Genomic DNA, 22,799 nt, shown 5'->3' on the forward strand with positions numbered 1-22,799 from the left:
GTCATTAAGATTGAATCATTGTTTCAAATCCACGCTGTTTTAATACCTTCTGACCTGCAACCTGTGCTTCTTTTGTGTAGAAGCTTAAGCGCAGTGCACCTGTAATTCCTTCCCGGACTTCAAGAATTTCGATATTTTTAATACTTAATGACGCATTTGCCAAGATCAATGCAACCTCAGCGATCGCACCGGGCTGATCTGGTATATCAACATAAACATCATAAAACGCAGGTATCGCACCGCGTTCACCTTCATTTAGCCCATCTCTGTAATTCTTGGCACTGTTTAAGTAGGTAATGACTTCTTCTCTTTCATTATCTTCAAGCAGCTTTTTCAAGTACTCCATTTCAATAATCCAATCCGCTAGCATGGCGGACATTTTCGATTGATTGTGATAGAAAATATCCTGCCACATAACCGGGTTACTGGAAGCAATTCGAGTAATATCCCGGAACCCGCCCGCTGCAAGCTTTGGAAGAAAGGCATGTTTTTTCTCCCATTTTCTCGCCTGGTGGACAAGAGATGATGCAATCAAGTGCGGAAAGTGCGAAATAACTCCAGTCATCTCATCGTGTTCATCCGATTGCAACACAACAAAATTACTTTTCGTTGCAGATAAAACTTCTCTCAATGTAGCAACATTTTCCTCTGTTGCATTATCAAGCGGAGATAGAACATAGATGGCATTCTCAAATAAATGTGCTTTCGCTGCTTCAATCCCTTTCTTGTGGGAGCCCGCCATTGGATGTCCACCAATGAAGCGGATCGATTTATTTGTTAAATCATTAGCAGCAATAAGTACAGAACCTTTTACAGATGCTGTATCTGAGACAATGACCTCCTTGGTGAACGGAAGACTGTCAAGCTGTGAGATAAGCTGTATCGTCTCTGAAATCGGCGCCGAAATAATAATAATATCTGCTTTCAATGCCGCTTTATCAAAGTTTGGCGAAGCTTCATCAATGATACCGTGATTCAAAGCAAAATGAAGTGTACTTTCGCTTATATCAAAACCGATTATGTAATGTTCGGACTCTTTTTTGATTGCTTTAGCAATGGACCCGCCAATAAGGCCGAGTCCTGCTATTAATACCTGTTGCTTTTCCATACGTTCACCTAACCTAATTTAATTGTTCTTGATAATTTCTTAACACTGTTTCCATTACCTTCATATCTTCTGCTTTTCCAATTGTGACACGAATCGTATTTGGAATTCCTAATAATTCTCCAGGACGTACAATAAAACCGTTCTTAATTAAATAATCAAAAGCATCCATTCCACTTTTGGGTGTTTTCACAAGCAGAAAATTTGCTTCTGATTCATAATAATCCCAGCCGATAGAAGTTAAAAAAGCTTGAAACTGCTTTAAAACTTTTTTGTTTTCCTGATAAGTATGTTGAATAAAATCCTGGTCTGAAAAAGCAATAACAGCTGCCTGTTGTGCTGCAGATGTTGTATTAAACGGTCCACGGACTTTATCTAAGGTTTCCACGATTAAAGGATCTGCTATTCCATAGCCAATTCTGAGACCGGCCAGGCCGTATGCTTTTGAAAATGTACGTAAAACAATCAGATTGGGGTATTTCTTCAACAATCCCAGAGCATTTACATTCTTTTCAGGCTGTAAGAATTCAAAATATGCTTCGTCTAAAGCAACTAAAACGTCTGAAGGACATTTGCTTAAAAAGTCTTCCAGCTCTTCTTTAGAAAGGGCAGTGCCTGTCGGGTTATTAGGTGTACAAATCCAAATAATTTTTGTATTATCCTGTACAGAACCAAGCATTTTATCCAGTGGGTGACTTCCATCTTCATTAACTGGATGCTCGATAATCTCCGCACCTTCAATTAAAGCATAATGCTTATATTGCGGAAATGTAGGAGTTGCCATGATAACCTGATCCCCTACTGTAAGATAAGAGCGACAAAGCATCTGAATAATTTCTTCTGAGCCGCTCCCGAAAATAAGAGATTCCGGGCTCACATTTAATTTTTCGCTGATTAAATAGCGAAGCTCGGATGTATAGCCATCCGGGTAAATATTAAATACAGGTTCATTTGTCAGAAATAATTCCTTCACCTTATCTGAAAAACCATATGGGTTCTCATTAGAAGCTAATTTAACGATATAATCAAGCCCAAATTCCTCTTGAATATCCTTTGTCTGCTTCCCTTGTTTATATGGGCTGAGCTGTTTTAATACTTCTTTACTTCTCATTGCTTAACTATCCTTTCTTTCTAAAAATGAGCATTCAAAAAGTCCGATAAAAAGGACCCTTCGGCTAAAGTCCCAACGCACTTCCGCAGAATGCGGTGGCTTCTACGTTGCCTACACGACGTGGGCGTTTTTAGTAGCAGACCCTCTTATCGATGCGTCATTTTTGTTGGTCTTTTTGAACATCCTCTAAAAGGTCTGGACGAAGCTTAACAGCCTCTCTCTGAAAAGTATGCTCCACCTCTGTCTGCTGCTTATCTGTATTAACAACCATCATAATTCGAATACATTTAGGCAGACTGCCCGGAACAGCTATTTCCTGCATACACATTACAGGAACATATTTCCATCCGTTAATTTCACGTAATGCTTTTGCCGGAAATGCTGCATCCACATCTTTTGTTACCGAAATAAAAGCATGGGAAACGTCTTCCGGTTTAATATTATTCTTTTCAGCCATCTCCAGCACTAATGTTCTGGTATGCTCAATGATTTCACCAGCTTCATTATTTTCTACGGTTGTAGCACCTCGTACGCCTCTTGTCACAGCTTGTTCATCCTCTCTATATATGTTCTGATATAAGCCTCCACAGAGGAATCATCTAAGTTTTCGACAGTCGGCTCACCAACTTTATTTAATAATACCATTTGAATGTGGCCTGATACTGACTTTTTATCCGACTTCATACTTTTAATAAGCTTGGCAATACTCTCTTCTTCTATGTCGACAATAGGATATTTATTAACATTCATCCAATTGTACAGCTTATTAAAAGGAAGCTCCTCACCCTTCACATCTTCACTTACATGAAGCGCAAATAACATACCGTTTGCTACAGCTTCTCCATGCGTTACCTTTCCATAGCCGAGTGTAGCCTCTAATGCATGTCCCAGCGTATGGCCAAGATTTAAATATTTACGGACACCAGACTCTTTTTCATCCTCTTCCACAATATTTGCTTTTACTTTTATACCGGCCTCTAAGTGATTTTCTAATTGGTCAGAGGAGACCTGATTTAAAGAAAGAGCCAGCAATTCTTCTGACAAACGATTATCTGAAATAAGCCCTTCTTTTAAAATTTCAGCATAGCCGCTCCGGACTTCACGATAAGGTAAGGATTTCAGGGTTTCCGTATCATATAAAACAGCTGCCGGAGGATAAAAACAGCCAATTAAGTTTTTGCCTGATTCATGATTAATAGCTACTTTTCCCCCGACACTGCTGTCATGTGCCAAAATAGTTGTCGGCATTTGAATATAATCGATTCCCCGCATAAAGGTTGCTGCAACAAATCCTCCCAAATCGCCTATTACACCACCGCCTAAAGCAATGATGAGCGATTTACGATCTAAACCGCTCTCGATTGCCTTTGTTTGTAATTTATAATATTGCTCTATACTTTTAGATGCTTCTCCAGAAGGCACAATATAAGAATAGATATGCTGATCTCCAAGGCTTCCCGCGACATCCTGCAGGTATTTATTAGCTATCTCATCGTCTGTTATGATTAAGATAGAGCTGTACTTCTTGTTTAGCCACTTTTTTATATGAAACCTTAATCCAGCTTCCATCACAATGGGATAGTTACGCTGGCTGGACTGGATTGTCAGCTGTTTCATTTAGAAGCACCTGATTTCTTCTCTGTATTGGTCAATTGCCTGCTTCAATTGTGGGAAACGGTCACTTGAAAATTGTTCTGTAATGGCTTTTGCAACTTCAAAAGCGACAACATGCTCCATAACTACAGAAGCAGCAGGAACTGCACAAGCGTCAGATCTTTCTACGGTTGCTTTGAAAGGTTCTTTTGTTTCTATATCCACACTTTGTAACGGACGTTTCATCAAAGTAGGAATAGGTTTCATAACACCACGTACAACAATTGGCATTCCAGTCGTCATTCCGCCTTCAAAGCCGCCCAGGCGATTCGTTGTGCGGTAGTATCCATCCTCTTCATTCCAGGCAATTTCATCATGTACCTCACTGCCGTTTAAACGGGCAGCTTCAAATCCAATTCCAAATTCTACCCCTTTGAATGCGTTGATGCTGATTACACTTGCTGCAATCTTGCTGTCCAGCTTTCTATCATAATGGACGTACGAACCAATTCCTGCCGGCAGTCCTTCCACATAAACCTCACAGACACCTCCGATAGAATCACCAATGCTTTTTGCTTCATCAATTGCTTCAATCATTGGCTGCTCCACATTTGAATCTAATACCATTACAGGAGAATTTCCGGAAATTTCAGCACGTTCTTTCGCGGTTAAATCTGTTTTTTCTTCTGCACGGATACCGGCGATTTCTTTTACATACCCTGTCACATAAATCCCCAACTGTTCTAAAAGAGATTTAGCCACTGCACCTGCAGCTACTCTTGCACCGGTTTCCCTTGCTGAGGAACGTTCTAAAACATTCCGCATATCCCGATGACCGTATTTAAGGCCGCCATTTAAATCAGCATGTCCCGGGCGTGGTTTTGTGACCACTCTGCGCAGTTTGGCTCCTTCATCTAAAGGATCTGCACCCATAATATCGGTCCAGTGCTTAAAATCATCATTATGTATGACAAGAGAAACAGGAGATCCAAGTGTATATCCATGACGCACACCACTGGTAATATCTACTGTATCCTTTTCTATCTGCATTCTCTTCCCTCTGCCATGCCCGCCTTGTCTTCTGCGCAGGCTCTCATTAATATCCTCTGCTTTTAATTCCATCTGTGATGGCAGACCCTCAATAATTGTCGTTAATTGTTTTCCATGTGACTCTCCAGCTGTTAAGTAACGCACTACACATTCTCCTTTACCTTATGAAGCTATTAAAATTGAGTAAGTATAGCCTGCTGACATCAAAACTTTTTCACTAAAAATAACATGTCATATTTTTTTGATAATATCGAATATACTTTACTCATTTAAATAGTTGAAAGTTTTCTAATTACTATATCATATAATCATGCATTTCGGGTAGTGTAAATTTATTGTTTTCGATAAAAAAAGCTGTCTTCCAGATAAAAGCCATAGCGTTCTGCGTTAAATATCTGTTCTGTACTGCCGACAAACAAGCAGCCATCTTTAGCTAATGCCTTATTAAAATTTTGGAATATAGTATTCTTAGCTTCATCCGTAAAATAGATTAATACATTTCTGCAGACGATTAAATCGACATCCTTAGGATAAGAATCTTCTAATAAATTATGCCGTTCAAAACGAATATGCTTTCTTAAAGAGGGGCTGACCTGAAATATAGTGCCCTGCGATGTGAAATACTTCTTCTTTAAAGCAGCTGGTAATTCTTTCAAAGAGCGCTCCTGATAAATTCCTTGCTTTGCCGCCGTTAAGACTGCCTGATCAAAGTCTGTAGCACGAATCTGATAGTTTAAAGCCGGGAAGTACTCTTCTAACATCATAGCAAGACTATAAGGCTCTTCACCTGTTGAACACGCAGCACTCCATATAGATATCTTTCTTTTATTCTTTGTTAATTCAGGAATTATTTTTTTCTGTAAAACATCCCAGCGGTTAGGATTACGGTAAAATTCAGAAACATTAATCGTTAATTTTTCTGTGAATTCCTCCAGCAATGCAGAATCCTTCCGACAAGCTGCAAAATAATCTACATAGCTTGTAAATTTATGTTTATCTCTTAATGTTGTAATACGGCGTTTCATCTGTGCTTCTTTATATAAGCTTAAATTAAGCTTAAGCGATTGATGCACTTTTTGTTTCATCAAATCATAGTCGTCTCTCAATTGATTATCCTCCTCTGCTCCTACGCAAAAACCTCCGCTTTTAACGGAGGTTTTCGGCAGCGCTTTCACTTTAATAAATCCAAGCTTCAGTTTGCTTTTCGTAAGAATTTAATTCCTTCTCATCAAAAAAGAGCCCAATTTCTCTTGAAGCGCTTTCTAAAGAATCAGAACCGTGAATGATGTTTTTTCCGACATTAATACCATAGTCTCCCCGGATGGTGCCTGGAAGTGCTTCAGATGGATTTGTTTTTCCCATCATTGTACGGGCTGAGGCTACGACATTTTCACCTTCCCATACCATTGCAAATACTGGTCCGGAAGTAATGAAATCAACCAGCTCCCCAAAGAATGGGCGTTCCTTATGCTCACTATAGTGTGTTTCAGCTAAATCGGTAGATATTGTCATTAATTTAGCCCCGACTAATTTAAACCCCTTTTGCTCAAAACGTGCAACAATATCTCCAATTAAGTTACGCTGCACTCCATCTGGTTTCACCATTAAAAAAGTTGTCTCCATTAAAATCACCCTATTCCTATGTAATTATAATAAATGAAAAATGTAACCTCTAAAATAGTAACAAATTACCTGGTAAATAACAATATCTATTTTTGCTAGGAACGCCTTTTTCCGATAAATGTCGCAATATCCTGTAAGCTTTTCTTTGCTCTGGACTCCTGCAGGCCATCTAACGATTTTAATGCCTTTTGTAAATAAAGGTCGCTTACTGCATAGCTTCTCTTAATTGCATCAGTATTTTTTAAATCGGTAATCAGTTTTTGCATCGTTTTCGGTTCAATGTCCTGATTACTGTTTATCAGTGTCTTGAATTGTTCTCTTAATTCTTTATTCTCCATTGCATATAGAACAGGAAGTGTAATATTACCCTGTAATAAATCATTCCCTGCAGGTTTGCCAAGTTCTTTTGCAGTGGAAGTGAAATCAAGAATATCGTCTATAATTTGATAAGACATACCAACATTATAACCATAACGGTATAATTTATTAGCATCCTGATTACTTAGCCCGCCAACTAGTGCACCTAATTTACAGCTGCATGCAATCAATACAGCGGTCTTTCTTTTTATACGGCGAAGATAATCACGAAAGTTCTGGTTCCATTGATATTTAAATTCTATTTGTTCAATCTCTCCGACAGATACTTCTATGAGCGTTTTTGATAATAAAGTATGTATTCTTGGATCTTCTATTTTTGTTATCTCTTCCAGAGCCCTTGCAAGAATAAAATCTCCCGTATACATAGCAATTCGGTTTCCATATTGAGAAGCGGTTGTCGGTTTTCCGCGGCGGAGCTCTGCTTCATCAATCACATCATCGTGGACAAGAGTTGCCATATGAATAAGTTCTAATGTCACAGCTACTTTTTGTATCTTATCAAAATCATAATTGCCTAAATGACAAGAAAGCAAAACAAAAACAGGACGAATACGTTTCCCTCCTGCTTTCAATAATGCCGTAGAAGCGTCTCGAAGTACGGGATGTTCAGCATGAATGCTCTTCTGTAGTGTTTTTTCTATAGAGTCCATATCTTTCGTTAAAAAGCCATAAATCTTTGGTAGTTTCATGTAAGTCACCTTATTTTACTAGTAAATTCATTTTGTTTTTTAAGATTTATGTCCTATGTGCATGGCAGCGCCACCACCGGCATAAGTCTTAACATCAACAAACTTGAAGCCTGCATCAAAGAACATTTGCTTCAGCTGATCCTTATCTGGAAAATCTTTCGCAGATTCTTGTAACCAGGAATATTCCTGATAGCTTTTTGCTATAATTTTTCCTAATAATGGCATGATAAATTGAAAATAAAAATAATATAATTGCCTGTAGCCAATCAATGTAGGCTGTGACGTTTCCAGGCAAACAACCATCCCGCCCGGTTTTACAACACGATACATTTCTTTTAACACCGTCATATAATCAGGAACATTGCGTAAGCCGAATCCAATAGTTACATAATCAAATTGGTTGTCTTCAAAAGGAAGTTCCATCGCATTGCCATGTATCCATTCAATTTTATTTGACTGTTCCTGTTCTCCTTTTTCTTTCGCAATGGACAACATGTTTTCACTGAAATCAAGACCAATTACTTTCCCATCAGCACCTACTGCTTTTGCTAAGGAAATAGACCAGTCTCCTGTACCGCAACATACATCCAATGCGCTGTCTCCCGGTGAAACATGCATCCGTTTCATAACGTCATTACGCCATAGTGTATGCTGTTTAAACGAAATCACAGAATTCATCGAGTCGTAGTTTTCATATATTTTTTCAAATACATGATGGACGCGCTCTTCTTTTGATGAATAGCTCATAATTAATTACACTTCCTTTTAAAGTCTTGACGTTCTCATTTCATTTGTTTCCTGGGAATGAATAAATTGTTCCATGAACAAATTTGAACCGGATAAATCAGAAATAGCACTGTATACTGCTTTTTCATAGTTCCGGATTAATTTCCCGTCTATTAAAGGCATGGAAGTTGCTTTATTATTACGTGCTTCCCACTCTGTAAGTAATAAAGACTGTCCATAATTTGCTTCTTCTGTGTCTATTCGGCGATACATAAGCCAATTTTGAATAATCGATTCTAATTCAGGGTTATACAAATGATTTGCAACATGTACAAGCAAGGAAGCATTCAATTTCATTTTTATATTCAGCCATGTTTCAAGCGGTAATTGCTCCTCATAGTATAGAGTAACCTTCAGTTCATTTATTTCCCGAATGGCGTTCGCCAATATCTGTATAAACTGGATTTCTCCTGCTTCTGCAAGTAGTAAATAATACAATCCGCTGTAGTAATCTCCCGAAAGAACCTGAAGCTGTTTTTTCACCATTTCACTTTCTGTATCAGCCTTTTGCTTAATTGGAACAAAATCATGTGTATCCAGGGCAATTTGAACAAGCATTGTTGAAATAATATACTTTTCACGCTGTACAGGAGTTAACGAGCTATGCTGTTCAACGAGAAATAGTAATAATTTCCACTTTTCTTCATCGATAACTGGATAACGTATATGCTTATAAATGTATGAATCATACAATTTATTTTCCAGTATTTTTCTATAACCTTTATCTGTTGTCAAAAATGTAGTCAACACTATCACCCGGATCCTTTCAGCCTTTCCATTGCTCTAGTTATTATAGCACATTTTACATTTTATAAAAACGAAAGAATTCATTCTGCTACGGGCCTGTCCAAAAAAATATAAAAAACCTTATCTCAAGACAATTATATCTTTAGGGCCCAGAAACAGTATGCTTTGTAAGAGTAGATATTTCAAGCATTTTGGCAAGGTGATAAATGGAATAATCTTTAAGTATGTATTCAAAAAAGAGTTAATGGTTTTCAGCAGGAAGAGTCATCGCTGCCCCAGAAAAAACACTAGGATTTCCGTGGTCTGGAGATCAGTCTTCTTGATGTGAGAAGTTCTGCGCAGCAGAAATTCCTTTATATTCTTCTTCAGATACGGTGTTATCTGAGAAACACATCAACGAAACAGCTTGCCGCTCATCATTTAGGTCTTTTTGAACGTCCTCTATAACAATGACTGTCAATCTATCAAAGAGAATAAATAACGGGACAGAGAACCATGGGTGGGGCCCCGCTTATTCACCCCAATATTTTCTCTTAAGATGAAACAATTTTTGATGAGGTATTAGTCACTCTATAAAGCACTCGGGGAAGAAAGTTTCGTTTTATTAATTTTCCATTTCTCCATGACTTGTCTGGATAAGTGCTTTGCCGCGAACTTTAATAGCAGAAGTATGTTCTGTAAATTGAGCAATCATAATTTCACCTTCATCCAGTTTTTCAGAGTGATGGAACTTTGTGTTACTCCCGCGAGTCAGTCCGATAACATGTACTCCATCTTCTAATGCTTTAATAACAAAATAATCTGCTTTGAAATTTTGATCGTTCATCAATTACCCCTCCTGTATATGTAAATCTCTATTTAAATTAAAATAAATATATTTTTATTCATAAATAAAGGAGAGGAGCACGTTCAAGAACGTGCTCCTCTCTTTTGTACACTCCGGATATGTAAAATATTATTTTACACTATCCTTAAGAGCTTTACCTGGTTTGAAAGCAGGAACTTTGCTTGCAGGAATTTCGATTTCTTCTCCTGTTTGTGGATTGCGTCCTTTACGTGCAGAACGTTCACGAACTTCAAAGTTACCAAAACCGATTAATTGTACTTTTTCACCATTTTTTAGTGAATCCATGACTGCTTCAAATACTGCATCCACAGCTTTTGTTGCGTCCTTTTTAGAAAGATCGCTTTTTTCAGCCACAGCATTTACTAAATCTGTTTTATTCATGACATTCACCTCCTCCCAGGATGTTCATTAGACAAATAGACTAGTTAGTGTGTCTATTCATGGTCTGTTTCATTAAAGTCACCCTAATATGTGATGACAAGGCTTATAATAAACGAGTTTGAGATAAAATTCAACAAAAACTATCGATTTTTCTAGAATTTATTGAGATTTTACATAAAATTTCCTTTTTCTTAAGAGAAATAGGCTAAACTCTTACTAAACAAGCATTGTCATCTTTCCATAAATCTATACGGTGTTTACAAGATTTTTTTGCCGTTCGCAGTAAAAAAATTTTTTAGTGCGAAGAAAGTATAAAAGAGCGGCTAAAGATAGACGCCATGATAATTTCTTAGAATGGGAAATCACAATGACCAAAAAATGCACCCTCTCCTCCAAGAAAATACTTTTCATGGAGGAGAAGGAAACACATATGTCAGGTTGGTGTTGCGACATGGTGTCACGAGCTTAACCAAATATCCTTTTTGAGACCGGGATGGGGCAGGGACTGCGATTACCCGCCCTGTCAAAAAACGTTGGAGTGGATATCTCTCAGGCAGTAACCTCATGTTTTTAATACCAGATGTTTTTCTTCACAAAAAAATAAGCAGCTATAGATTTAGCTGCTTAAAGTATAATGGCGATTAAACCGCCTGAACCTTCGTTGATGATTCTTTCTAATGTATCTTTTAATTTATATCTTGCGTTTTCCGGCATGAGAGAAATTTTGGCCTGAATTCCCTCTCTGACAATAGAGCTGAGCGATCTTCCGAAAATATCGGACTCCCAGATAGATAACGGGTCTTCTTCAAAATCCTGCATCAGATAGCGAACCAATTCTTCACTTTGCTTCTCTGTCCCAATAATTGGGGAGAATTCAGATTCTACTTCGACACGGATCATATGAATAGATGGTGCGACCGCTTTTAACCGGACACCAAACCTTGATCCCTGACGGATGATTTCCGGCTCATCCAGCTGCATGTCTTCCAAAGTTGGTGCTGCAATTCCATAGCCGGTTTGTTTTACCATTTGCAATGCTCCTGAAACCTGATCGTATTCTCTTTTGGCATAGGCAAAGTCCTGCATCAGCTCTAATAAATGATCCTTGCCCCGAATTTCTTCGCCTACAATTTCTTTTAACACATGATCATATAGTTGATCAGGTGCATGTAAATCAATTTCAGCGATGCCCTCGCCCATTTCCATCCCTGCTAAGTTCGCACCTTCAATATATTCAAAATCCCTGAAATGACCGACGATATGATCTACATCTCGCAAGCGTTTTATATCCTTAACAGTATCTTGAATTGCTTCTTGATAATTTTGACGAAGCCAATGATCTTCTTTTAAAACCATCACCCAGCTGGGCAGATTCACATTTACTTCGAGTACTGGAAACTCGAATAACGCTTCACGCAGCACGCTGTAAACATCATGCTCTGTCATTGTTTCTACACTCATCGCTAAAACAGGAATATCATGCTGCTCCGATAGTTCTTCCCGAAGCAAGGAAGTTCTTTGGCTATGCGGATCTGTTGAATTAATAACCATAATAAATGGCTTACCAACTTCTTTTAACTCTTCAATAACCCTTGTCTCTGCTTCAATGTAATCTTCTCTGCCTATTTCTCCGATCGTGCCGTCTGTGGTCACTACAACACCAATCGTGGAATGCTCCTGAATTACTTTACGGGTTCCGATTTCTGCCGCATCATGAAATGGGATAGGATCCTCATACCATGGCGTATGAATCATACGCGGGCCATTCTCATCCTCAAACCCTTTTGCACCTTCTACAGCATAGCCTACACAGTCAACGAGGCGGACATTCACCTCTAATCCATCCTCTACATTAACTTGAACAGCCTGATTAGGAACAAACTTCGGTTCTGTCGTCATAATGGTTTTGCCGGCAGCACTCTGTGGTAATTCATCATGCGCTCTGGCTCTTTCACTTTCACTTTCAATATTAGGAAGTACAACTAACTCCATGAATTTCTTAATAAAGGTGGACTTTCCTGTACGGACTGCTCCGACGATTCCAAGATATATGTCGCCATTTGTACGTTTCGATATATCCTTAAAAATATCTGTTTTTTCCAAAAGATCCCCTCCCGATCTCCGTACTTTGATATACATCACCCGTAATAGTTGGACACTAACAGTCTATGACGTTGTCCTATTAGTTTATGACTAAGTTTCACATATTTTTATCACACGTCCATCAGACTTAGATGAAGTAATGTAAAGTTTCATTTTCTAAAAGCCCCTAAAAAGTCAGAGGCTTTATTTAGAAAAGTTGCACTTTAAAACAAACTTTATATCTCATGTATATGAGGAAGGCTTCTTTTTATTCTATTTTTGGATATAACTTTTTTAACTGCAAAAAATAAATATTTTAAGAGAACAAGAAATAGGGAGCGTTTTATTTACCAGCTCTCCGGTTTTATTGATTGCAGCTTGACGTGACTATTTTTTACAAATAGTTACCCACAAGCAAATATGCTTATAATTTCCTAAAAATAAAAAAACCACACAGCCTTATAATAAACTGTATGGCTTTTCTATTTACTCTTCTTCCATAAATACAGCTTGTCCGTCTTTTACCGTATATGGCTGTGAATATGCAGGTACAAACGGAGAGTTCTCTACTAAAAGATAGCGGATGTCATCTCCCTCTTTATAATTGTGATCATTCTCTTCCAACGCCTGATTCAGGTCATAAGAATAATCAATATATAAATTTCCGTTTAAATCCATAATAATCGGTAAATCAGCTTGAGAAAAGGGACTTTTCACAGTCGGCGCTTTCTCTAAGCCGAGCTTTTCATAATCGACTGTATATAGCTGATCTGTTATTTTTTCTCCATAAGCCGGATAAGTATGCTCTTGTCTGAAAACATCTAATCGGACATTAACACTCCGAATCTGCTCTGTCGTTTGCAAATCAATAAGCCGGACAAGCAGATTTTCTTCCGGATCAACAATTGTATACTGATATACGCCGCCCTGCTCAAAGGAATTTCCAGGTATTTCAGATAGATAACCTTTTTCCAGCATCTGTTTAAAATCGATCAAATACTTCTCAAAAATATGTGTATCACTGTCTTTTGTTTGAATCGGAACTAAGCCGCCTTCTTCTTCTCTGTAAGTCTCAACTGCCTGCTGCACAATAGCTAACTGTTCTTCATTTGGAATCTGGTTTTCTGACCGTTCACTTTGAGGATACATGCAGCCGCTTAAAAGTAGAAAAATGAAAGACATCGCAAATAAATATGTATATTTCATAATGAGACTCCTTTTCCTATCTTGTTGGTCCACTAAATGTAACGTATAAAATAATCAAAGCTCCGCTTATGAGACATAAATAAGCTAAAAATGTAATAATACCACTAAACCAGCCTCGCAGCTTCGTTCTGCTCCATACAATCAAGCCCATAGCTAAGATTAATAAAAACATCCCGACAAAGGATATATACATCATTAACATGGATATTGACAAAACCTTCACCCCTATTTCACTCAAAATACATTTCAACAGGTGTTATTATAACATAACTCATGATTTATGTGCCTTCTGATAACTGACGAAACGTTGAACATTGAAAACCGTTACCAGAGCGGCCATACATATGCTTTAAAGAGCTTTTTTTGTGTACATGTAAAAACCTATGGCAAAGGGGGCATCTTCACCATAGGTTGACTAAATAAAATCCTCAGCAACTCTATTCCTTGAATGCTGGTGCGATTTATCTTATGCATTATCTTGTAACTCTGTATCCTCAATTGCCTATAAAATGCTATTTTTTAAACATATTATTTAGAGTATTGACATCTCCAGGCATTTTATTTTTGATAATGGATTGTACAATTTTATCTTCTTTTTCCTTCGAAAGGGGTTTGTTAGCCATCTGCGCGAGCTGCTGTACGAGATTGCGAACGGTTTTTTCATCAGAAAAATTTGCATTTTTTACTGAATCAGCTACTTTATAGACTTCCTCAGGACGGATATTAGTGTTCTTTTGGATCTTATCAAACATACCTTTTTGAAAATTATTCACATCATTTCCTCCTTGCAGTTCATTCGTCACATTATATGCAAGAAGTGAATTTATGTGTTATTTATCCGAGTAACGCTCCTTTAAGACACCACTGATATCATCTATTTCCTGACGTTTATTCCGGTTCATTAATTCATCTACAACATCTTTTGGATCCTTATCTTCAAAAATTATTTGATAAATCCCTTGCGTAATCGGCATTTCGACACCTTGTTCATTTGCAAATTGATGTGCTGCTTGAACTGTCCGGACACCTTCTACAACCATTCCCATTTCCTCTAAAACTTGATCCAAGTTGTTTCCTTTTCCTAACAGGTTTCCAGCTCTCCAGTTTCTGCTATGAACGCTTGTACAGGTAACAATTAAATCACCTACACCAGATAACCCAAGGAAACTTAAAGGATTTGCACCCAGCGAAGTGCCGAGACGGGCGATTTCTGCTAATCCACGTGTAATCAGTGCTGCCTTCGCATTATCTCCATAGCCGAGACCATCTGAGATACCGGCTCCCAAGGCAATGATGTTTTTTAGAGCTCCGCCTACTTCGATTCCCAGAATATCATCACTTGTATAAACGCGTAAATTTTCACTGTTAAATAAATCCTGGGCCTGGCGTGCTCTATCCAGGTTGACAGCTGATACAGCCACTGTGGTCGGGTGACGCAGTGCTACTTCTTCAGCATGACTCGGCCCGGATAACACAACAATATTCTCATAAGGGAAATCTGGCATCTCTTCAGACATCATTTCCGATACACGTTTTAACGTACCAGGCTCGATTCCTTTTGTAGCGTGAATAATCTGCGTACTTGAAGAGATATAATTTTTCAGCTGCTGACAAACCTCGCGAATTGCCTTTGTTGGCACAACGACAATAATTGCCTCAGCATCTTTAACAGCTTCTTCCATGTTATAAAATGCTGTAATGGTATCAGGAATTTCTACGTCCAGATATTTTTCATTTCGATGTGTTTGATTCATTTCATCTGCATGCTCTTTCCGATGTGCCCACAATCGCACTTCATGTCCGTTATCAGCTAAAACAATTGCAAGTGCTGTTCCCCAGCTCCCTGCGCCAAGTACTGCAATTTTACTCATATCATATCTCCCCCTTATTGTCTTCGGCGTGCAAATAATTTTATTGGAGTTCCTGTAAAATCAAAAGCATCTCTAATTTTATTTTCTAAAAATCTTTCATAAGAGAAATGCATTAGTTCAGGATCATTTACAAAAACTACAAAACTAGGTGGTTTAACAGCTACCTGTGTAGCATATAACACTTTCAGTCTTCTTCCTTTAAGCGTTGGTGTCGGATTCATCGCGATAGCATCCATAATTACATCATTAAGGACATTTGTCTGGATACGCTTCGCATGACTTTCACTTGCTAATTGAACCATCGGGATTAACGTATGAAGCCGTTTTTTTGTTTTTGCGGACAAAAATACAATTGGTGCGTAATCTAAATATTGAAAATGTGCCCGAATTTTTGTTTCGAAATCTTTCATAGCTTTTTCATCGCTGTCAACTGTATCCCATTTATTCACAACGATAACGATTGCGCGCCCTGCTTCATGTGCATACCCGGCAATCTTCTTATCCTGCTCTCTGATGCCTGTTTCTGCATCAATCAATACTAAGACCACATCAGAGCGTTCAATTGCCCGTAATGCCCTCAAAACGCTATATTTCTCTGTACTTTCATAAACTTTACCACGCTTACGCATACCAGCTGTATCAATAATTACAAAATCCTGATCATCTTTGCGTAATTTTGTATCAATAGCATCTCTTGTTGTGCCCTCTATTTCACTTACGATGACACGGTTTTCATTTAATAACGCATTTACCAGTGATGACTTTCCTACGTTTGGACGGCCTATTAAGCTGAAGTAAATTGTATCATCATCTTTTTCATCCTCTTCATTGCTCGGAAAATGATTTACAACCTCATCAAGCATATCCCCGAGCCCAAGACCATGTGTACCGGAAATAGGAAACGGCTGTCCAAAGCCTAGAGCATAAAATTCATAAATCATTTCATGCATATCCGGGTTGTCCATTTTATTAATGGCTAATACAACAGGTTTATTTGATTTGAATAAAAGCTTCGCAACCTCTTCATCAGCTGCTGTAATGCCTTCTCTGCCGTTAAGCATAAAAATAATGACATCTGCTTCATCAATAGCAATTTCGGCCTGCTGTCTCATTTGATTTAATAATGGCTCATCAACCATTTCAATACCGCCAGTATCTATTATGTTAAATGTTTGATTTAACCATTCGGCTTTAGAATAAATACGATCGCGGGTAACACCAGGTGTATCTTCCACAATGGAAATTCTTTCTCCAACTAATCGATTAAAGATAGTTGATTTACCAACATTTGGTCTCCCAACAATCGCTACTACAGATTTCCTCACGTAAGGAACATCCTCTCTTTTTCAAAATTCCTTCTAAATAGTGTGTGTTCAAAAAGTTCGATAAATAGGACCAGTCGGCTAAGGTCGCAACGTCCTGGGCTTGCGATTACTCACCCCATCGAAAAGAGTTGTTGCAACGCCGACACTAGCACGTCCTGTGCGTTGAAAGTTCAAGGCGGTGCCGATTTGAGGAACGGACATCCACAGGATGTGGTGACTTCTGTGTTGTCCACAGGACGTGGATGTTCTTAACAGAAGTTTTCCTCTATGCTTTAACATACGTGAGTACCAGAAAAGCAAACCAACGAAGAAATTCGCCGTATCATTTTTATTGAACTTTTTGAACATCCTCTAATATATCAGCAGGTTATACAATGCAGCATACTCTCTAACTGCATCTCAGTCTTTATTCTAGCAAAAGTAGGGAAGTTCCACAACGAAATTTATCACATTGTAACTGACTGGGACTAGGACTGCGATTACTAGCCCCACCGAAAATCATTGCGATTACTCGTCCCATCGAAGGGCTTTTGTAAGACTCCCGCTTCAAGAATAGAGAAAAATTGAAATTTCTAAGTAGGAGTCGGAGCACAGTAACAGCCAGTTTCAACAATCATTTTAAAAATCTTCTCATAGTTATTTTTGTAGTTAGTGTTTTACAATAATATAGACTTCGTCACTTAAGCGATGGGCGATACCATCCATAATTGCTTCCAGGTTCGTTGAAAATAATTGAAGCTCTTCATTCGACGTGCAGATAAAAATAGGAGCTCCTCCTCCGACTTGCTCTTCTTTTGTAGTTATAATAGCTAAAATTGCTTTTTCGACAATCATTTACTTTTTACCCCCTTTTAGAAATGTAGCTTCGGAAGGCATTTTAATTGCATTTTCTAATACAGGAACGGATCCGATTACTTTTTTTGCCAGTTCTGGATCCCGGACAAGCGGCAAAATAAAAACTCCCAGTCTGCCATCATCTAAATCACGTTTTATCAAAGGTGTTAATGCAGGTGTGCCTGAATCTTTATAAACACCTAATGTAGCAGAAGCATCATGCAAAATAGCCTGTTGCTGGCCCAGGTTACTTATCGTAGTGATAACATTTATGTTTTTTGGTTTTAGAATAAAACCCATTCCATACTTTAAAATTTCTTCCTGTCTCTCTTCTATCCCGATATTCATAATATAAATATTATCGACATACAGACCAGCTTCATCGAAGGAGATATCCGATTCCTCGATTTCGACAATGTCCCTTAATGCAGATCCGCTCATAAAGCTAAGCGCTGCAACAATTGTTAATACACCAACAACAGTAGAAGGAAACCATCCCCATGTAATGTAAGCAAGTGTTGTTAAAAAGGCTGCAAACATGACAAGGTAATTTCTTCCTTCAAAGGAAATGGCAATCCCTTCAATGTACGTGCTTCCTCTCGGTACCAATTCAAATTGATCAAGCTCCGTCAGCGTATTTCTTTCCATATTTCGTACGTCTCTAAATTGTGTTGCCGCTACTGTCAGGAAGGTTACTGCTGTAAATTCCATTTCCAGTAAAGCAGGAATAGCCAATGCTCCAAGTGATGCAGCAATAAACCCTAATGATAAGTGAATAATCCTGCCATGCAAATAAGTGGGATACTGTCTATAATCACTTCGTAATGTGATTAATCTGGCCAGTGTCCCTGCAACAACTCCAAATAAAATTGCCTGTAAGTAAGATTCAATTCCCATACAAACCACCTCTTTTTCTTAAGTGTTAGTATGGCTTTGTTTCAATGGATTATTAAAAAAATCAACAGAAAAAAGCTGTACATAGGCATGTACAGCTTTTTTCATTTCAATTATTGTTTATATTTATCCAGTTGATCACCGATCACATCACCAAGCTGGAAGCCTGGCTGATCATCAGATTTTTCATATTGCTTGTATTCCTTTTCCTCTTGTTCCTGCTCCAGCTCTTTAATGCTTAGAGAGATGCGCTGCTCTTCTTCATTGACATCCAATACCTTAACAGCAACAGTCTGTCCAATTTCAAGCACTTCCTGTGGCGTGCCGATATGGCGGTTAGCAATTTGAGAAATATGAACAAGACCTTCAACTCCTGGGAGCAGTTCAACAAATGCTCCGAAGCTGACTAATCTCTTTACAACACCTTCTACCGTTGAACCCGGCTTAATTTTTTCACTTACTTCAGCCCAAGGTCCAGGCAGTGTATTTTTATGAGATAAAGAGATACGCTCACTATCTAAATCTACAGAAATAACTTCTACTTTAATTTTATCTCCTTCAGAAACAACATCTGAAGCCTTTTCAACATGTTCATGTGCTAATTGTGAGATATGGACAAGTCCATCGACTCCTCCTAGATCAACAAATACACCGAAATTTGTAATCCGTTGTACGACCCCTTCAATTACATCACCGGGGTTTAATGATTGCAAAACTTTTTCTTTTCGATCTTTTTCCTCATCTTCTACAATAGCCCGATGAGATAAAATGACACGATTCTGTGTCCGGTCAATATCAGTAATTCTTACTTTTAGTGTACGATCCAGATAATCGCTGAAATCTTCCACATAATATGTTTCAACTAATGACGCCGGAATAAAACCTCTTACTCCTACATCAACAACAAGTCCACCTTTAACAACCTCTTTTACTGTTGTCTCAAAAGCTTCTCCTTGCTCATATTTTCTTTCCAATTCTTCCCATGACTGCTCTGCATCTACAGCTTTTTTCGATAACACAACTTCATCATCATCAATCTTCTTTACCTTTAAAGTGACCTCTTCCCCCTCTGATAACACATCAGTTGTGGCTTCTACATGAAGTGTGGAAAGTTCACTTATCGGCAAAATTCCTTCTGTTTTATATCCGATATCAACAAGAACTTGTTTTTCTTCTAATTTTACAACTGTCCCCGTCACTGTTGCACCAACTTCTAATACATGAAGGTCTTTATTTTCTTCACTCATATCCTTAGCCTCCTAGTTACAGTTCACCTATTCAAACAATCGAATAGAAAAAAGATTATTCATTTACTCTACTTATAACTTCTAATAATTAGTTTTATTTGTCAAGTAAAGTCAATTAATTTTTATGAATTTCGTATAAATTTCTGATTTCTTCCATAATTCCCTCTGACATCTCTTTTGCAGAAGCTTTATTTTTTCGAAATGATTCTACATCCATCGGTTTTCCATAAATAACCTTCGTACGACGAAATAATTTATATTCACTGATTATAACACAAGGAACGACCTCTGCTTGAGATCTGAGAGCAAAAAAGCCAACTCCCGGCAAGGGGTTTCCCGGCTTGCCATCCTTACTTCTTGTCCCCTCTGGAAATAAACCCAGTGTTTCTCCCTCTTCTAAAATCTTCAATCCTCCTCTTAGAGCATTTCGGTCAGCCAATCCTCTTTTGACTGGAAAAGCATGCACTCTTCTTAATAGCCCGCCTAAGAATTTCCCATTAAAAAGCTCTTCCTTCGCCATAAAATGGATTGTTCTTGATGCTGTTGTTCCTACCACAGGAGGATCAAGGTTAGAAGTATGATTGGTACAAATAATGACCGGTCCTTTTTTTGGTATATGATGCTTTCCTGTCACTTTAATCCGGTACATCGGATAAAAAAGAATAGTAAAAATAAATTTTGCAAAATTGTACAGCATGGAGATACACCTCCTGGTTCTTGACACACTCTCTTCAGCAAATGGAAATAACAAGTATCTCAGCCAATGAAAACGCAGCTTAATTATTTACATATTGACTTAGCGAATACCAAGTTTTTTAATAAACGGCTGGCATATTTCGAGAATTTTTTCAGTAACATCATCAATGGAGAGGGAAGTAGTATCCAGTTCAATGGCATCCTCTGCTTTTACCAATGGAGATACTTCGCGAGTGGAGTCAAGATCGTCCCGTCTCTCTATTTCTTTTTCCAGCGTATGTAAGTCAGCGGGGATGCCCTTTTGTTTATTTTCCTCAAAGCGGCGTTTTGCCCGTTCAGATACAGAAGCAATCAGAAATATTTTTACATCAGCATCAGGTAATACCTGAGAACCTATATCACGTCCATCCATCACAACGCTGTGGTCCTTTGCAAGGTCCTGCTGGGCTGACACCATATTTTTCCGTACTGCAGAATGCTTTGCAATTGCGGAAACAGATGCAGTAACATCTGGATACCGAATTGCTTCAGTTACATCCCTGTCATCAATCAATACATGCTGACCATCTTCCTGTTGAACAAGCCGAATATCAATCTTATTTAAAATTTCCATTACTGCCTTTTCATCTTCAGGATCAATATCCTCTTGAAGCACTTGAAAAGTAAGTGCTCTATACATCGCTCCTGTATCAATATAAATAATCCCTAATCTTTTTGCAATCTGCTTTGCAACGGTACTCTTTCCAGCTGCTGCCGGTCCGTCGATTGCAATTGAAATACTATCCATTATTTTCACTCCTGCCATTAAAAAGCCTGACTTTTGCCAAGCAAGTTCTATACAATATAATCATAACATATTCCGAATTTATTTATCACGTTGCAAATGCTACTAATGCAAATTGCCTTCGAAAATCAGATGCTAATCTTTTTTCGAAGGCAGCTTTTTTTATTTATTACGTTGGGACTTCATTTTTATTTTAAATAACAGAATTGTAATTAATCTCGGCATCTGTCATTTTTTCAATTTTTTCTTCAGCGCCAGTTTCTGCGTTAATAAATATTCGGTAAGTTGCATCATCTCGTGTTCCCAAGAATTCATAAGTCAGAATTTCTTCTCCTTGGCTATCATCAATAATCGCGAGATGATTTTCTTGAATAGTTACATTTTGATTTACTGCATCACGAGCTTCTTCTTCAGAAATAGCAGGATCTGGGATGTCGCGTTCAACATGATTTTTAAAGTAATTGTTTGCTGTCAATCCTGTAATATCTCCATTATCTAAAGCTACTTTTACCTCTACAGCATCAGAGAAAACCCGGACACCATCATCTTCATATACGAAGGAGTAAATGCCAACCTTATCATATTCACTGCTTTGGAAAAGCTGCATTTCATCAAATCCAAGCTCTGAAAGATAATCAGATGCAATTTCAAATCCTTCATTCAAACTTAATTGTTTCCCGCCTGTTTCTCTGGAAATTAATAAATTAAGTGGATGACCGCCCTTCACTGTTAAATCTGCATAGCCCCGTTCCCCGTTCTCATCATAGGAGACACTGTACATAGGTGTTAATGCACCATCGCCCGATTTTGTAACCGTCCAATCGGCTCCATCTTCCTTGCCAAAAATCTTTTCAGCTTTCTTCACTGCTTCTTCTTCCGTTAGCTCGTTACCAGTTACATTTTTATAAGGATGTTCTTCTGTTTCAGTACTGGTGGTACTTTCTTCAGGAGTCTCCTCCGTAGAGGTGTTAAAAGAGTCTTCTACTGTTTGGAAGCTATTAACCATATCATTATCTTTTTCACCATCTGTATTTAATAAAGCCTGTTCTACATCCATCCATTTTGTTCCGTTGCTTAAGGAAAGATGCTGTGCTTCCCTAAGCTCATCTCTTATTTCTCCAGATTGTTTATAAAATTTTTCCAATTGTTCTGTTTCTTCATCTGTTAAAGGATCGTCATCCAAATTACGAATAGCAGTCTGGTACGTGAAATCTCCTAATTCTGATAGAAATTCTTCCGTTTTATGAATTGGCAGCAGGCCCATTGGCAGCTGCCCTGTATTTGCATGAGCATTTGAACTGATTCGCCAAATATCAACGAACTGTGGCGATAATTTGTCTGGTGAATTCATTGCTAATGAGGTTCCTATTTGATCATTTAACACATCCATATTGTATGTCAGTTCATGGAAGGACCTTTGATATTCATTCTCGGCTTGAACATATAAATCATTTTTTTGTTTATTTGAATGGTAGCCCCAAATAGATACAGAAATAAGAGCTACTGTCAACAATGTAATTGTAATCCAACGATACATTCATTTTCACACC

24 protein-coding genes are annotated in these 22,799 nt (G+C 38.1%); all 24 read right to left on the minus strand.

The window, feature by feature from the left end:
- Positions 1-4: 4 nt before the first annotated feature.
- On the minus strand, positions 5-1,108 hold the full coding sequence (locus tag OSO01_RS00495) for a prephenate dehydrogenase (RefSeq protein ID WP_147207781.1): 1,104 nt from the start codon (positions 1,106-1,108) through the stop codon (positions 5-7).
- Positions 1,109-1,121: 13 nt separating this feature from the next.
- Complete coding sequence (gene hisC / locus OSO01_RS00500; protein WP_147207782.1) at positions 1,122-2,216, minus strand: histidinol-phosphate transaminase; 1,095 nt, start codon at positions 2,214-2,216, stop codon at positions 1,122-1,124.
- Between the two features lie 157 nt (positions 2,217-2,373).
- On the minus strand, positions 2,374-2,760 hold the full coding sequence (aroH, locus tag OSO01_RS00505; protein WP_147207783.1) for a chorismate mutase: 387 nt from the start codon (positions 2,758-2,760) through the stop codon (positions 2,374-2,376).
- Complete coding sequence (gene aroB / locus OSO01_RS00510; RefSeq protein WP_147207784.1) at positions 2,757-3,833, minus strand: 3-dehydroquinate synthase; 1,077 nt, start codon at positions 3,831-3,833, stop codon at positions 2,757-2,759. Before aroB ends, aroH begins: the two co-directional genes overlap by 4 nt.
- On the minus strand, positions 3,834-5,003 hold the full coding sequence (gene aroC, locus OSO01_RS00515) for a chorismate synthase (protein WP_147207785.1): 1,170 nt from the start codon (positions 5,001-5,003) through the stop codon (positions 3,834-3,836).
- Positions 5,004-5,191: 188 nt separating this feature from the next.
- A complete protein-coding gene (locus OSO01_RS00520) occupies positions 5,192-5,965 on the minus strand; it encodes a CheR family methyltransferase (protein WP_281289804.1) in 774 nt (257 codons plus the stop codon).
- A gap of 70 nt (positions 5,966-6,035) precedes the next feature.
- Positions 6,036-6,482, minus strand: a complete 447-nt coding sequence (gene ndk, locus OSO01_RS00525) for a nucleoside-diphosphate kinase (RefSeq protein ID WP_147207786.1) — start codon at positions 6,480-6,482, stop codon at positions 6,036-6,038.
- Between the two features lie 95 nt (positions 6,483-6,577).
- Positions 6,578-7,549 (minus strand): heptaprenyl diphosphate synthase component II, encoded by a 972-nt coding sequence (gene hepT / locus OSO01_RS00530; protein WP_147207787.1) that lies wholly within the window; start codon positions 7,547-7,549, stop codon positions 6,578-6,580.
- 39 nt (positions 7,550-7,588) lie between these two features.
- Entirely contained in the window at positions 7,589-8,296 is a 708-nt protein-coding gene (gene menG / locus OSO01_RS00535; protein WP_147207788.1) for a demethylmenaquinone methyltransferase, read from the minus strand.
- 18 nt (positions 8,297-8,314) lie between these two features.
- Complete coding sequence (locus OSO01_RS00540; protein WP_147207789.1) at positions 8,315-9,082, minus strand: heptaprenyl diphosphate synthase component 1; 768 nt, start codon at positions 9,080-9,082, stop codon at positions 8,315-8,317.
- Positions 9,083-9,686: 604 nt separating this feature from the next.
- Positions 9,687-9,908, minus strand: a complete 222-nt coding sequence (gene mtrB, locus OSO01_RS00545) for a trp RNA-binding attenuation protein MtrB (protein ID WP_147207790.1) — start codon at positions 9,906-9,908, stop codon at positions 9,687-9,689.
- A 129-nt stretch (positions 9,909-10,037) separates the two neighbouring features.
- Positions 10,038-10,310, minus strand: a complete 273-nt coding sequence (gene hbs / locus OSO01_RS00550; RefSeq protein WP_147207791.1) for a non-specific DNA-binding protein Hbs — start codon at positions 10,308-10,310, stop codon at positions 10,038-10,040.
- A 624-nt stretch (positions 10,311-10,934) separates the two neighbouring features.
- A complete protein-coding gene (gene spoIVA / locus OSO01_RS00555; protein WP_147207792.1) occupies positions 10,935-12,413 on the minus strand; it encodes a stage IV sporulation protein A in 1,479 nt (492 codons plus the stop codon).
- Positions 12,414-12,878: 465 nt separating this feature from the next.
- Positions 12,879-13,598 carry a YphF family lipoprotein gene (locus OSO01_RS00560; RefSeq protein WP_147207793.1) on the minus strand — a complete coding sequence of 240 codons (720 nt, stop codon included), beginning with the start codon at positions 13,596-13,598 and terminating at the stop codon, positions 12,879-12,881.
- A gap of 16 nt (positions 13,599-13,614) precedes the next feature.
- Positions 13,615-13,812, minus strand: coding sequence for a DUF2768 domain-containing protein (locus OSO01_RS00565; RefSeq protein WP_147207794.1), 198 nt, complete (start codon positions 13,810-13,812; stop codon positions 13,615-13,617).
- A 298-nt stretch (positions 13,813-14,110) separates the two neighbouring features.
- Positions 14,111-14,371 (minus strand): stage VI sporulation protein F, encoded by a 261-nt coding sequence (locus OSO01_RS00570; protein ID WP_147207795.1) that lies wholly within the window; start codon positions 14,369-14,371, stop codon positions 14,111-14,113.
- A 57-nt stretch (positions 14,372-14,428) separates the two neighbouring features.
- Positions 14,429-15,469, minus strand: coding sequence for an NAD(P)H-dependent glycerol-3-phosphate dehydrogenase (locus tag OSO01_RS00575; protein WP_147207796.1), 1,041 nt, complete (start codon positions 15,467-15,469; stop codon positions 14,429-14,431).
- Positions 15,470-15,483: 14 nt separating this feature from the next.
- Positions 15,484-16,794 carry a ribosome biogenesis GTPase Der gene (gene der, locus OSO01_RS00580; protein ID WP_147207797.1) on the minus strand — a complete coding sequence of 437 codons (1,311 nt, stop codon included), beginning with the start codon at positions 16,792-16,794 and terminating at the stop codon, positions 15,484-15,486.
- Between the two features lie 648 nt (positions 16,795-17,442).
- Positions 17,443-17,628, minus strand: coding sequence for a capping complex subunit for YIEGIA (locus OSO01_RS00585; protein WP_147207798.1), 186 nt, complete (start codon positions 17,626-17,628; stop codon positions 17,443-17,445).
- A complete protein-coding gene (locus OSO01_RS00590) occupies positions 17,629-18,525 on the minus strand; it encodes a YIEGIA family protein (RefSeq protein ID WP_147207799.1) in 897 nt (298 codons plus the stop codon).
- 110 nt (positions 18,526-18,635) lie between these two features.
- On the minus strand, positions 18,636-19,769 hold the full coding sequence (gene rpsA, locus OSO01_RS00595) for a 30S ribosomal protein S1 (RefSeq protein ID WP_147207800.1): 1,134 nt from the start codon (positions 19,767-19,769) through the stop codon (positions 18,636-18,638).
- Between the two features lie 115 nt (positions 19,770-19,884).
- The gene (locus OSO01_RS00600; RefSeq protein ID WP_147207801.1) at positions 19,885-20,466 is read right to left on the minus strand and encodes a lysophospholipid acyltransferase family protein; all 582 of its coding nucleotides are present in this window, start codon (positions 20,464-20,466) and stop codon (positions 19,885-19,887) included.
- A 99-nt stretch (positions 20,467-20,565) separates the two neighbouring features.
- Positions 20,566-21,252, minus strand: coding sequence for a (d)CMP kinase (cmk, locus tag OSO01_RS00605; RefSeq protein WP_371863273.1), 687 nt, complete (start codon positions 21,250-21,252; stop codon positions 20,566-20,568).
- A gap of 190 nt (positions 21,253-21,442) precedes the next feature.
- The gene (gene ypeB, locus OSO01_RS00610) at positions 21,443-22,786 is read right to left on the minus strand and encodes a germination protein YpeB (RefSeq protein WP_147207802.1); all 1,344 of its coding nucleotides are present in this window, start codon (positions 22,784-22,786) and stop codon (positions 21,443-21,445) included.
- Between the last annotated feature and the right edge of the window lie 13 nt (positions 22,787-22,799).

Origin of the sequence: Oceanobacillus sojae (assembly GCF_007991515.1) — a bacterium.
In the GTDB taxonomy this organism is placed as follows: Bacteria; Bacillota; Bacilli; order Bacillales; family Amphibacillaceae; genus Oceanobacillus; species Oceanobacillus sojae.

Excerpts from the sequence above, each read along its gene's own strand:
- cmk (WP_371863273.1), bottom strand. The coding sequence starts at position 21,252 with ATGGATAGTATTTCAATTGCAATCGACGGACCGGCAGCAGCTGGAAAG.
- menG (WP_147207788.1), bottom strand. The coding sequence starts at position 8,296 with ATGAGCTATTCATCAAAAGAAGAGCGCGTCCATCATGTATTTGAAAAA.
- aroB (WP_147207784.1), bottom strand. The coding sequence starts at position 3,833 with ATGAAACAGCTGACAATCCAGTCCAGCCAGCGTAACTATCCCATTGTG.
- OSO01_RS00585 (WP_147207798.1), bottom strand. The coding sequence starts at position 17,628 with ATGATTGTCGAAAAAGCAATTTTAGCTATTATAACTACAAAAGAAGAG.
- OSO01_RS00495 (WP_147207781.1), bottom strand. The coding sequence starts at position 1,108 with ATGGAAAAGCAACAGGTATTAATAGCAGGACTCGGCCTTATTGGCGGG.
- OSO01_RS00590 (WP_147207799.1), bottom strand. The coding sequence starts at position 18,525 with ATGGGAATTGAATCTTACTTACAGGCAATTTTATTTGGAGTTGTTGCA.
- ypeB (WP_147207802.1), bottom strand. The coding sequence starts at position 22,786 with ATGTATCGTTGGATTACAATTACATTGTTGACAGTAGCTCTTATTTCT.
- ndk (WP_147207786.1), bottom strand. The coding sequence starts at position 6,482 with ATGGAGACAACTTTTTTAATGGTGAAACCAGATGGAGTGCAGCGTAAC.
- hisC (WP_147207782.1), bottom strand. The coding sequence starts at position 2,216 with ATGAGAAGTAAAGAAGTATTAAAACAGCTCAGCCCATATAAACAAGGG.
- OSO01_RS00575 (WP_147207796.1), bottom strand. The coding sequence starts at position 15,469 with ATGAGTAAAATTGCAGTACTTGGCGCAGGGAGCTGGGGAACAGCACTT.
- OSO01_RS00560 (WP_147207793.1), bottom strand. The coding sequence starts at position 13,598 with ATGAAATATACATATTTATTTGCGATGTCTTTCATTTTTCTACTTTTA.
- hbs (WP_147207791.1), bottom strand. The coding sequence starts at position 10,310 with ATGAATAAAACAGATTTAGTAAATGCTGTGGCTGAAAAAAGCGATCTT.
- OSO01_RS00600 (WP_147207801.1), bottom strand. The coding sequence starts at position 20,466 with ATGCTGTACAATTTTGCAAAATTTATTTTTACTATTCTTTTTTATCCG.
- rpsA (WP_147207800.1), bottom strand. The coding sequence starts at position 19,769 with ATGAGTGAAGAAAATAAAGACCTTCATGTATTAGAAGTTGGTGCAACA.
- mtrB (WP_147207790.1), bottom strand. The coding sequence starts at position 9,908 with ATGAACGATCAAAATTTCAAAGCAGATTATTTTGTTATTAAAGCATTA.
- hepT (WP_147207787.1), bottom strand. The coding sequence starts at position 7,549 with ATGAAACTACCAAAGATTTATGGCTTTTTAACGAAAGATATGGACTCT.